Origin of the sequence: Pseudoclavibacter sp. CFCC 14310 (assembly GCF_008831165.1) — a bacterium.
GTDB lineage: Bacteria > Actinomycetota > Actinomycetes > Actinomycetales > Microbacteriaceae > Pseudoclavibacter_A.
The window spans coordinates 487009-499424 of sequence record NZ_WBKC01000003.1 but is presented as its reverse complement, the minus strand read 5'-3'; the positions used below and the strand labels follow the sequence as shown (position 1 = coordinate 499424).

7 protein-coding genes are annotated in these 12416 nt (G+C 64.8%); all 7 read left to right on the top strand.

Annotated elements, in window-relative coordinates:
• On the top strand, nucleotides 1–951 hold a 951-nt coding region (locus F8O06_RS09615), incomplete at its 5' end, for a DUF11 domain-containing protein (protein ID WP_225733464.1).
• 344 nt (nucleotides 952–1295) lie between these two features.
• Nucleotides 1296–3515 (top strand): polyribonucleotide nucleotidyltransferase, encoded by a 2220-nt coding sequence (locus tag F8O06_RS09610; RefSeq protein WP_158030927.1) that lies wholly within the window; start codon nucleotides 1296–1298, stop codon nucleotides 3513–3515.
• 1428 nt (nucleotides 3516–4943) lie between these two features.
• On the top strand, nucleotides 4944–5978 hold the full coding sequence (locus tag F8O06_RS09605; RefSeq protein WP_225733463.1) for a heme/hemin ABC transporter substrate-binding protein: 1035 nt from the start codon (nucleotides 4944–4946) through the stop codon (nucleotides 5976–5978).
• A complete protein-coding gene (locus F8O06_RS09600) occupies nucleotides 5978–7120 on the top strand; it encodes a FecCD family ABC transporter permease (RefSeq protein ID WP_158038383.1) in 1143 nt (380 codons plus the stop codon). The genes F8O06_RS09605 and F8O06_RS09600 overlap by 1 nt, the downstream gene beginning before the upstream one ends.
• Nucleotides 7117–7977: a heme ABC transporter ATP-binding protein gene (locus F8O06_RS09595; protein ID WP_158038382.1), complete on the top strand. Its 861-nt coding sequence runs from the start codon at nucleotides 7117–7119 to the stop codon at nucleotides 7975–7977. The genes F8O06_RS09600 and F8O06_RS09595 overlap by 4 nt, the downstream gene beginning before the upstream one ends.
• Nucleotides 7974–9188: a hypothetical protein gene (locus tag F8O06_RS09590; protein WP_158038381.1), complete on the top strand. Its 1215-nt coding sequence runs from the start codon at nucleotides 7974–7976 to the stop codon at nucleotides 9186–9188. Before F8O06_RS09595 ends, F8O06_RS09590 begins: the two co-directional genes overlap by 4 nt.
• A 42-nt stretch (nucleotides 9189–9230) precedes the next feature.
• Nucleotides 9231–12407: an immunoglobulin domain-containing protein gene (locus F8O06_RS09585; RefSeq protein ID WP_192496910.1), complete on the top strand. Its 3177-nt coding sequence runs from the start codon at nucleotides 9231–9233 to the stop codon at nucleotides 12405–12407.
• Nucleotides 12408–12416 lie beyond the last annotated feature (9 nt).

Genomic DNA, 12416 nt, shown 5'->3' with positions numbered 1-12416 from the left:
GAGGGGAAGGATCTGCAGGCTTCGGATGAGTGGTTCGGGTTCGGCACGACGACTGGTCTGACTGTTGTGAAGTCTGGCAATGGTGTGGCGAATGACAGCGCTGATCGTGCGGTGCATGTGCCTGCTGGCTCGTCGGTGAAATTCGAGTACACCGTCACCAACAGTGGTAATTCGGCTGTGACCGGTGTCTCGGTCTCGGATGACAAGTTGACCGGGGTGGCGGCTCCGGCTGGTTTCGATGGGACTTTGGCTGCTGGTGCGTCGGTGACGTTCACTGCTGATGGTCCGGTTGCTGCTGGTGATTACAAGAACACGGCGACGGTCACGGGTCAGTCCGAGGGGAAGGATCTGCAGGCTTCGGATGAGTGGTTCGGGTTCGGCACGACGACTGGTCTGACTGTTGTGAAGTCTGGCAATGGTGTGGCGAATGACAGCGCTGATCGTGCGGTGCATGTGCCTGCTGGCTCGTCGGTGAAATTCGAGTACACCGTCACCAACAGTGGTAATTCGGCTGTGACCGGTGTCTCGGTCTCGGATGACAAGTTGACCGGGGTGGCGGCTCCGGCTGGTTTCGATGGGACTTTGGCTGCTGGTGCGTCGGTGACGTTCACTGCTGATGGTCCGGTTGCTGCTGGTGATTACAAGAACACGGCGACGGTCACGGGTCAGTCCGAGGGACAGGACGTCACCGCGCATGACGATTGGTACGGCTTCGGAGACGATGAGGCGCCGACTCCCGCCCCGACGCCCACGCCGAGCGCCCCGACTGCCCCAGCCCAGCCGGTTGCTCCTGACCAGAATGACGGAGCATCCGACGGCGACTCGGCCCCGCACGAGCATCAGCTTGCTCGAACAGGAGCAGAAGTAGGCTCGATCGGAGCTGGCCTCGCCTTGCTGGCCGCTGGCCTCGCCACGGTCATCTGGTCTCGTTCACGGCGACGCAGCGAGTGACGCGGTCACCGGCCGCGTGACTTCAGAAGGTCTCGACCTCTCCCGAGAGGTCGAGACCTTCTTTCGTGCGACGAGACCAGCCCAGTGCAACGATGAAGGCTGCTGCGGCAGACACCTCTGAGCGGTATTAGAGCACAGAGCCTTCCCAGCGTCTCTCTGCTAGAATGCAGAATGGCTCGTTGAGAGCCACTCACAAATCAAAACCGTGCAGGTGAGCCGTTCAGGCGCTGATCTTCGGTGGTGAGTTTCGGAACGTCCGTCCGAGGTTTTCTACTGTTGATCAGCACCATACGTTGCTCGTGCCAGTCCTGCCTGCCTGCACGTATCAGGTAAAGGAGTACCCCTTGGAGGGTCCAGAAATCACGTACGCCGAGACCGTCATCGACAACGGCAAGTTCGGCAAGCGCACCATCCGTTTCGAGACGGGTCGTCTCGCCCAGCAGGCCGCCGGCGCCGTGCTCGTCACGTTCGACGACGAGACCACGCTGCTGTCGACGACCGCCGTGTCGAAGAAGCCGAAAGAGGGCTTCGACTTCTTCCCGCTGACGGTCGACGTGGAAGAGCGCATGTATGCCGCCGGGCGCATCCCCGGCTCGTTCTTCCGTCGTGAGGGTCGCCCCACGACCGACGCCATCCTCGTCGCCCGTCTGTGCGACCGCCCGCTGCGCCCCTCGTTCGCCGAGGGTCTGCGCAACGAGGTGCAGGTCGTCATCACCGTGCTGACCATCGCCCCCGACGAGCGCTACGACACGCTCGCGATCAACGCGGCCAGCGCATCCACCCAGATCGGCGGACTGCCCTTCTCAGGCCCGATCGGTGGCGTTCGCATCGCATTGATCGACGGCCAGTGGGTCGCATTCCCGAAGCAGTCACAGCTTGACCAGGCCGTGTTCGACATGGCTGTCGCCGGTCGCAAGGTCGTGACCGAAGACGGCAGCGAAGACGTCGCCATCATGATGGTCGAGGCCGAGGCAGGCGAGAACTCGTGGGATCTCATCGAGGCCGGCGCGCAGAAGCCGACCGAAGAGGTCGTCGCCCAGGGGCTCGAGGCAGCGAAGCCGTTCATTCGCCAGCTGGTCGAGGCTCAGGAGGAGCTCGCGCGTCAGGCCGCCAAGCCCGTCGCCGAGTTCACGCTCTTCCCGCCCTACAGCGCAAGCCTGTATGAGAAGGTCGAGAAGCTGGCTCACGACGAGCTCGCCAAGATCTACCAGATCGCCGACAAGCTCGAGCGTCAGGATGCTGACGACGCGCTGAAGGCAAGCATCAAAGAGCGTCTGGCTCCTGAGGTCGACGAGGCCGAATACGAGCAGATCGGTGCGGCGTACAAGGCCGTGACCAAGAAGATCGTGCGCGGGCGCATCATCAACGAGGGCGTGCGCATCGACGGACGCGGGCTGCGCGACATCCGCGCGCTCGACGCCGAGGTGGCCGTGCTGCCTCGCGTGCACGGCTCGGCGCTGTTCCAGCGCGGCGAGACTCAGATCTTGGGTGTGACCACGCTGAACACGCTCAAGATGGAGCAGCAGATCGACTCGCTGTCGCCCGTCACGCACAAGCGCTACATGCACCACTACAACTTCCCGCCCTACTCGACTGGTGAGACCGGTCGTGTCGGCAGCCCGAAGCGCCGCGAGATCGGCCACGGCATGCTCGCCGAGCGCGCTCTGGTACCCGTGCTGCCCAGTGTCGAGGAGTTCCCCTACGCGATTCGCGAGGTTTCTGAGGCGCTCGGGTCGAACGGCTCGACCTCGATGGGCTCGGTCTGCGCGTCGACGCTGGCTCTGCAGAACGCCGGTGTGCCGCTGCGCGCCCCGGTCGCAGGCATTGCCTCGGGGCTGATCAGCCACGAAGAGAACGGCCACACCGAGTACGCCGTGCTCACCGACATCCTGGGTGCCGAAGACGCGCTCGGTGACATGGACTTCAAGGTCGCCGGCACCGCTGACTTCATCACCGCGATTCAGCTCGACACGAAGCTCGACGGCATTCCCGCCTCGGTGCTCGCCGGTGCGCTGACGCAGGCCAAAGAGGCTCGTCTGACGATTCTCAAGGTGCTGAACTCGGCGATCTCTGAGCCGGACGAACTGGCTCCGACCGCGCCGCGCATCATCACTGTGCAGGTTCCCGTCGCCAAGATCGGTGAGGTCATCGGCCCGAAGGGCAAGATCATCAACCAGATCCAGGAAGACACCGGCGCTGACATCTCGATTGAAGACGACGGCACGGTCTACATCGCCAGCGCTGACGGACCTTCGGCTGACGCCGCTCGTGCCGCGGTCAACGCGATCGCGAACCCGACCATCCCTGAGGTGGGGGAGCGCTACCTGGGCACCGTTGTGAAACTCGCCGACTTCGGCGCGTTCATCTCGCTGATGCCCGGCCGCGACGGACTGCTGCACATCTCTGAGCTGCGCAAGCTCAACGACGGCAAGCGCGTCAACCAGGTCGGCGACGTGGTGCAGGTCGGCCAGAAGGTTCAGGTCGAGATCTCGAAGGTCGACGATCGCGGCAAGCTGTCGCTGATCCCTGTGGTCGAAGAGGATGCTGCGGCCGACGCTGAGTAGGAGCAGTCGCAGTCGTTGAATTCTCGACTGCTGACGTTGTTGTTGACCTCTTGACCGCTGACGTTGTTGTTCAACGCTTGACCGCTGACGTTGTCGTTCCTGTAGGGGGATAACGGCTCGCTACCGCAAGTGGTTGCGGCGAGCGGTTGCGGCAAAGATGTGTCGAGTACGACTCGGAGCCCCACCAGACATTGTCTGGTGGGGCTCTTTTGCGTCTCTGCAGGGTGCCGTGGGGTCGAGCGGCAACTGTCGCCGGTGCCGCCGGTGCCACCGTCGACGAATGCAGCCGTAGTCCAGCGCAGCCGTAGCCAAGCGCAGCCGTCACCGAGCAGTTTCTGCCTGAATGTCCAGGCGTCGGCCCTGAGAACGCGGTCTCTCTCCGTTCGAGGCATGGGAATTGCTGCCCGCATCCGTTCGAGGCATGGGAATTGCTGCCCGCATCCGTTCGAGGCATGGGAATTGCTGCCCCCATCCGTTCGAGGCATGGGAATTGCTGCCCCCATCCGTTCGAGGCATGGGAATTGCTGCCCCCATCCGTTCGAGGCATGGGAAATGCCGCCTCAACCGATCGAGACATGGAACTTGGCATGCCTCGAACTGCCTGGGTCGCATTTGGCATGCCTGGATGCGGATGCTGCACGACGAGGGCAGGGTAGAGCGGCATGTGTGGATGCGGGTGGTGCACGACGAGGGCAGAGCGGGGGCGGCGTGTGGATGCGGAGGGTCGGGGTTGGGGCGGTGGCTCTGGGCGCGGACACGGACAGGGATACGGACGCGGATGCAAGTTGGCGGGGTGGCGGTACCTCAGGTCTCTGATCGTCTGCGAGACGCCCACTGTTCGCCAGCGGCTGGGGCGTGCGACGTGCAGACCGCGCACTTGGGCAGAAGCGACACAGTGCCTGGGGGCGTGCGACGTGCAGACGGCGCACATGGGCAGAAACGACACAGAGCCTGGGGCGTGCGACGTGCACCGCGCACTTGGGCAGAGACGACACAGTGCTTGGAAGCACGCGATCGTCAGGGCTCAGACAGTGACTCGGTCGGCGACTCGCACAGCTACTCGCATAGCCACAGCGACTCGCACGGCGACACACGTCAGACCACACGACGGTTGACGAACAATACGATCGTTGCCTAAACTCCAAAGGTGCATCTGAGGTAAGCCTTAGATTGGTTGTGGGCCCCCGACTTGGTGATTCTCTGGATCGTCGTGCGCGCCCGACGAGTGCCGGACCGGAGAGAGAGACAGCGATGTGCCCTCAAGAACAGCGTGAGAATCCGCCTGTGAAGGCCGGATCTCGACGTCACGGCACAGCTGCTGTCAGGCCATTCACGCGCGTGATAGGGGCAACGGTCGTTGCTCTCGCGCTGGCTCTGTCGGGATGCTCTGTCGGGAGTAAGGCGACGACCGGTGAGCAGAAGGCTGGTGTGGCTAACCTTCAGCCGCTTTCCTCACTCGACACCCTCAGCAATCCGCGTAACCACTTCGGCGAGTCCACCGCCACAACGGCTCAGACTTCGATCACCCCGATCGAGAACGACCCGCAGCAGCAGCTGCCGGCGACCGTGACCGACACACAGGGCGCATCCGTCACGGTCACAGACACGAGCCGCATTCTGGCACTCGACCTCTATGGGTCGCTGGCGGCGACGGTCTTCGGCCTTGGCCTCGGCGACAGGGTCGTGGGCAGAGACGTCTCGACGGGATTCCCCGAAGCCGCAGATCTTCCGCTGGTGACGCAGAACGGCCACGAGCTCAACGGCGAGGCCATCCTCGATCTCGCTCCCACCGTGATCGTCACCGACACCACGCTCGGGCCGTGGGACACCCTCATGCAGATGAAAGACGCCGGCATCCCCGTCGTCTTCGTCGACTCCGAGCGCAACATGGGCAACGTCAGCGAGATCGTGATGCAGGTGGCCTCTGCGTTGGGCGTGCCCGAGACCGGGCACCGTCTCTCAGATCGCCTGTCTGCCGAGATCGCTGCGAAGACGCAGGAGGTCGCTGCGATTCGCCCGCAGAACGAGGCCGACCGTGTGCGCATGGTCTTTCTGTATGTGCGCGGGAACGCCGGCATCTACTACATGTTCGGCGAAGGATCCGGCGTCGACTCGCTCATCGATGCTCTCGGCGGGGTCGACGTCGCGCGCGAGGTCGGCTGGAAGGGCATGAAACCGATCAACGCCGAAGCGCTGGTCCAGATGAAGCCCGACCTCATCCTCATGATGACCAAAGGCCTGGAATCGGTCGGGGGCGTCGACGGACTGTTGGAGCGCGTGCCTGCGGTGGCCAACACTCCGGCAGGACAGAACCGCCGGGTCGTCGACATGTCCGACACCGAGATCATGAGCTACGGGCCGCGCACTGCAGACGTTCTCGACGCCTTGGCCCGCGCGGTGTACGCGCCGGATGCCAGCCCGGCCGCGGGGGCTTCAGACGGTTCAAGCCGCAGGGACGGCTGATGAAAGCCTCATCTTCTGCGCCCAGTGCGAAGCTCGAACAGACGTCACGGGCAGACCTGCGGGCCCACTCTGGACTGACCGCCGAACCACTCGCAGCCACGTTGCCGCACAAGGCTCGCACCACCGTCGCCATCGTGGTGCTGAGCGCCCTGCTCGCTGTCTTCGGCGTCATCTCCGTCGGCTCCGGGCAGCTGCATATCCCGGCAGGAGAGGTCATCCAGATTCTGCTGCAGGGTGTTGGCATCGACATCGGGCACGGCACGACGCATCCCAATGCCGCAGCCGCACTGTGGAGCATCCGCCTGCCGCGTGTCGTGATGGCGCTGCTCGTGGGCGCCGCGCTCGCCGTCGCCGGTCTCATCATGCAGGCGATCTTCGGCAACCCGCTGGCAGACCCGGGCGTCGTCGGGGTCTCGAGCGGTGCTGCGGTCGGCGCATGCACAGCCATCGTGTTCAACATCGCTCTGCTGGGCGAGTGGACCGTTCCGGTCATGGCGTTCGTGTCCGGTCTGGCGACGACGCTGATCGTGTACGCCTTCTCTCGATCGGGCGGCCGCACCGAGGTGGTCACCCTGATTTTGACCGGCGTCGCAGTCAACGCGTTCGCTGGGGCCGCACTCGCCTTTCTGACGTTCGTCAGCGACCAGTCTGCGCGCGAGCAGATCGTGTTCTGGCAGCTGGGCAGCCTGAACGGCAGCCGGTGGGTGCAGGTGGCGGCAGTGGCTCCGCTGGTCGTGATCGGCATCGCCTGCACGTTTCTCTTCACCCGTCGACTCGATCTGCTCTCGCTCGGCGAGCGTTCGGCACGACACCTCGGTGTGAACGTCGAGGCGCTGCGCGTGATCGGCATCGTGGTCGTCGCCGTTCTGACCGCTGCCGCAGTCTCGTTCGCAGGCATCATCGCATTCGTCGGGCTGGTCATCCCGCATCTCATGCGCATGCTGTTGGGGCCGGCGCACCGCCCGCTGCTGATCACCAGCATCCTCGGTGGCGCGCTGCTGCTCGAAGTCGCAGATCTGGTCGCGCGTACTGCGGTGACGTATGCGGATCTGCCCATCGGCATGCTCACCTCACTGGTGGGCGGTCCGTTCTTCTTCTGGCTGCTGCGGCGTACGCGGCGCACGTCAGGAGGGTGGGGATGAGCGGTCTGATGAGTGCTCGGATGATCGCTCTGCCGAAGCGCACGCCGATCGGGGAGACCGCTCTCGAAGCCTGCGATCTCTCGGTCGAGTTGGGCGGTCGCACCATTCTCGATCATGTGGATGCGGTGGTGCGCGCCGGCGAGGTGCTCGCGCTGGTCGGCCCCAACGGCGCAGGCAAGTCCACGCTGCTCGGAGCGCTGAGCGGCGACATCCCGTCGACCGGAGTGGTGCGCCTCGACGGACGCAGCATCAGCGAGTGGTCGCTCAGCGAACAGGCCCGCGCGCGAGCCGTGCTCACCCAGCACAACTCGCTGGCGTTCCCGTTCACCGTGCTGGAGGTCATCGAAATGGGGCGTGCACCGTGGCAGCGCACGCCTCGCGAGGTCGAAGACGAAGCCGCCGTCGCCGAGGCGATGGAGCGCACTGAGACGTCGGCCTTCGGCGCACGGGCCTTTCCCTCGCTTTCGGGAGGGGAGAGCGCACGGGTCTCACTCGCACGAGTGCTGGCGCAGCGTACCGGGGTGCTGCTGCTCGACGAGCCCACCGCGGCGCTCGACATCCGTCATCAAGAAGAAGTGCTCGGCATCGCACGCGAGCGCGCACAAGCGGGTGACGCCGTCGTCATCGTGCTGCACGATCTGAACCTCGCCGCCGCCTATGCCGATCGGATCGCGCTGCTCGAGCACGGCACGGTGACGGCAGTGGGAAGCCCGAGCGAAGTGCTCACGGCCGAACGCATCAGTCGTGTCTACCGGTACCCGGTCGACGTGATCGAGCATCCTCGCACGGGTCAGCCGCTGGTGCTGCCCAGCCGCGGGAGAGAAGCATCCGAACACACACGAGAGGAATCAGCGTGAAGAACTCAGCGCGTCCAGCGACACGACATCGACAGCGTCATGCCGGCCGCATCCTGCGAGGTCTCACTCTTGCCGTCGTCGGTCTGATCGCGGCGGGCACCGCAGCGGCACAGTCGACGGCAGAGCCCGCCCAGGCAGCCGGTCCGACCGTCGTCGCCACGGTCGAGGGGCGACCCGATCTGGTCAACGTCGCAGACAATCAGTATCTGACGACGCTCGACGTGTCAGGCAGCGGCTTCGTGTCGAAGAAGAACGGATTCGGCGGAATCTACGTGCTCTTCGGCTGGGCCGGGCAGAACTGGAAGCCCAGCAGCGGCGGAGTCGACGGCCTCGACCGCAAGTACGTCTACGACGACGAGTCCAACCCGACCGGCTACATGCTCTTCGTGAGCTTTCCCGGCAGTGAGACGCAGTACGCGGCCAACGGTGGCCTGCTGAACGCCGATGGCACGTGGCATGCGAAGCTCATGGTTCCTGGCCCCACGTTCGAGTACAGCGACCGTGACGGCAACAAAGGCAGTGTGAACTGTCTGGAGACGCAGTGCGGCATCATGACCGTCGGGGCCCACGGCGTCAAAGAGCCGTCGAACGAGTCGTTCACTCCCATCAACTTCCGGCATATCTCCGATTCAGGAACGAAGGTCGACGCACAGGCTGGGACGACCGGCCAGACCTCGGCGCAGGGCAAGGCGCTCGAGCAGCAGACCTCGGGCGGCGCAGCCGGTGTGGCAGCACCTGACGCGGCCGATGCTCGGCCGGCAACCGTGCCTGGAAGCCCAGATCTCGCGGCTCTGACCGATGACAAACGGGGCAGTCTTCAGGTCACCGTCGGTGACTCACAGCTGAAAGTCACCGATGCTGCGGCCGACCCTGCATCGTGGACGGGATTCTTCGTGATGTCCGACCCCCAGTTCACGGGATGGTCCAAGCCGAACTCCGCCGGAGAGTTCGACGTGCGACTGCCCGACGACATCACTGACGGAGAGCATCATCTCGTCGCCGTCAACGCACAGGGCGATGTGACCGGATGGACGACCTTCGACGCATCAGGTCAGACGGCCACGACCGAGGCGTCCGCCGACCAGAGCGGTTCGAACGGGGCGCTGGTCGCCGCCGCGCTCGCCGTCGGTGCCGTCGCAGTGCTGGCGATCGTCGTCTTGATCCTCGTGATTCTGCGCAGACGGCGAAACCTGCAGTCGAAAGAGGCCTGAACAGCCATGATCCCGAGCACCCATAGAGAAAAGAGAGCACACATGTACAGAACAGGACGACCGCGCCGTGTGCGTGGCCCGTTGGCAGTCGGCCTTGCGGCCGTTCTCGCCGTCGGCGGCACCATCGCCGGCACCACCTTCGCCTCGGCGGCGGATGACTCCAAGACTGTGTCCGATGCGACGTTCGCATGGGGGATGAACCACGAGTCAGGCAACGGCGGGTTCATGCCCGGCAGCTGCAACTATCTGGTCAAGGGCAAGATCCCAGACCCGGGGCAGGGGAACATCCAGCTCACCAAGGCCGGCTATGACTCCGCGACCGAGGCCGGAAACGCCAGCGTGCTGAAGCCTGATCTGCAGGGAAACCTGACTGCGGCGACGTGGGAGAACAGCTGCCTCTCGGTCAAGGGCAACAAGGTCGCACCTGGTGCGCACAAGGATGTGAACGACTTCAGCCTGAACGAGGTGCAGATCGGCAAGGGCACTGGCGAGATCGACTCGGTCAAGAACACCGCAGACATCAGCTGGAAGGGGTCGTGGACGGTCGTCTACTACAGCGGCCTCACGTTCTGGTATGCGAGCGACCCACACCTGACCGTCAGCAGCGACGGCAGCGCGAAGATCACCGCCACGGCCAGCGGGTTCGGATCGTCGATGGAGGACATGAGCCAGTGGACGAGCATTCCGGCCCAGCAGATCACCCTTGCCGACTTTGCCGCAGGCGCGGTGAAGGTCACCGACAAGGGGGTGACGACGAATGACGGCAAGCCGATCACGCCGCAGTACCAAGGCGTGCAGGTCAAAGATGCCGAAGGGCAGGTGCTCAATCCCACCGGCAATCCCCAAGGATCGTTCCCGCAGAGCTTCGTCGACTTCCAGAAGCTCACGGGGCAGAGCTCCTACTGGTATTCGTCAGGCGGCAGCGCTGACCCGAACAAGCCCGCGACGCCAGTGAGCATCGGCTACACCGCGCAGTCCAAGGGCGTTGCCCCGACGATCACCGCGCAGCCCGCCGACGCGACCGTGACCGAGGGCGGCGATGCGACGTTCACCGTTGCAGCCGCGGGCACTCCGCAGCCGACCGTGCAGTGGCAGTCCAAGGCCGTCAACGCTGACTGGGTCGACGTCCCCGGTGCCACGGCCACGACGCTGACGGTCAAGGCCGCCAAGCTCTCGGCCACTGGAACGCAGTACCGTGCCGTCGTGACCAACGCGATCGGAACAGCGACGAGCACTGCGGCAACACTCACGGTGCGTCAGGCGGCCACGCCGGTCACCACTGTCACGGTCGACTCAACCGATACGACTGGGCTCGGAATCACCGTCGCAGGCACGAACTACACGAATCTGCCTGACTCGTCAGTCGGTGCCTTCCTGAACAACGGCGTCTATGCCGCCGTGATCGATTCGACCACTGACCTGGCGACGATGGACCAGAACAACGGGTTCATCGGCGAGGCGAAATGGATCATGCAGAAAGACATTGTCGACGGGGCGTTCACAACCCAGCTGAAAGCTCCCGCCGCCAAACTGGATCGGACTCACACCTACCAGGTCGTGGTCTGGCGGGCACACGGCATGCCCACCGGTAACGCCGTGATCGCTCGTCAGAACATCTCGATGACCGAAGACCAGTGGGATCAAGTGTTCCCTGAGCCCGTGCAGATCACCGGACAGCCAGAGGCCGTGTCCACGCGAGCCGGACAGTCAGTGACCTTCGCGGCGACGGCTACCGGGCTGCCCCTGCCTGCGGCGAAGTGGCAGAGCAAGACGGGCGACGCCGACTGGACCGACGTTCCGGAGACTTCGGTCACCACGACGTCGCAGCGTCCGTCGGTCACCACTCATCTGAAGATCGATGCGGCGACCATCGCGCAGAACGACACAGAGTACCGGGCGGTCTTCACGAATCTGGCCAGCGCTGAAGGCGTGGCCACTGACCCGGCGAAGCTCCTCGTCAACGACGTGCCCGCAGCTGTCGCCAAGCCAGCTGTGACGAAGTCGAAGACCTCGGTCATCGAGGTCACCTGGCAGAAGCCCGCTGAGAACAACTCGGCCGTCACCGGCTATGCGGTCACGCTGACGCCGTCCGACGGCGGCAGCCCGAAGACGGTCACCGCAGCCGCTGATGCCACGAGCAGTGTGTTCGACGGCCTTGTCGCTCCCGGAGTGGCATACACCGCAACGGTCACGGCGAAGAATGCAATCGGTGCGTCGGCAGCATCCGCCGCCTCTGACCCCGTCATCGCGACCCCGAAGCTCGCCGCCAGCGTGACCGGCAGCGTCTCGACCGCGCCGGCGCAGAACATGCTGGAGGTCAAGGTCGACGGCACCGGCTTCGTCCCGACCGATCTTCCTCAGTACTGGAGTGATGGCAGCCAGGCATGGAAGGACTCTGCAGGCGTCTACGCTGCACTGGTTCCTGCAGACGTCGACCTGAGCGCGATCACCGCGACTGACGGCACCCTCGGCGTGCAGTACGTGACCAAGTACGGCCCCGGCGCTCTGACCGACGGCACGTTCGCGACGACACTGCAGGTGACGACGAAGGACGACCAGGGCAAGGCCAGGCTGTCGCGTGACCAGTCGTACAAGGTCATCGTCTGGAACGCTCACGGTCTGCCACAGGCACCGAACCAGCCTCTGGTACTGGCCGAGACTCCGGTCAGCATCACGACGGCGCAGTTCGATGCGCTCTACCCCGAGAAGCCCTCGGTGCAGACGCAGCCGACCGACCAGAAGGCCGCCGAGGGGCAGGATGCCACCTTCAGCGCCGAGCTCACCGGGGCCCCGGCACCGAAGCTGCAGTGGCAGCGTTCGACTGACGGCCAGACCTGGACCGATGTCGAGGGAGCCACCGAATCGAGCCTGACGCTCAAATCGGTGACTCTCAGCCAGAACGGCGAGAGCTATCGCCTCGTCGCGACGAACGACAGCGGCACAGTGTCGTCCGATCCGGTCACACTCACAGTCGAGGCCAAGAAGAGCGACGAGACCCCGGCACCGTCAGAGCCGGCAGCCGACGGGACGAGCGGCAAGCAGTCAGCCGAGAACGGTCAGCAGACCGGTGCCCAGACGAATGCCCAGACCTCGGACCAGCAGCAGCTGGCACGAACCGGTCAGGGAATCGCCGGGATCGCACTGGCGGCCGCGCTGCTGGCCGGCGGCCTGCTGCTGACACGGGCTCGCCGTCGTGACGATCAGGCGTCTCAGCGCTGATCGCAGCGG

Bases quoted from the DNA above. Each gene is read 5' to 3' on its own strand.
- F8O06_RS09600 (WP_158038383.1), top strand. From the start codon at position 5,978: ATGAAAGCCTCATCTTCTGCGCCCAGTGCGAAGCTCGAACAGACGTCA.
- F8O06_RS09595 (WP_158038382.1), top strand. From the start codon at position 7,117: ATGAGCGGTCTGATGAGTGCTCGGATGATCGCTCTGCCGAAGCGCACG.
- F8O06_RS09585 (WP_192496910.1), top strand. From the start codon at position 9,231: ATGTACAGAACAGGACGACCGCGCCGTGTGCGTGGCCCGTTGGCAGTC.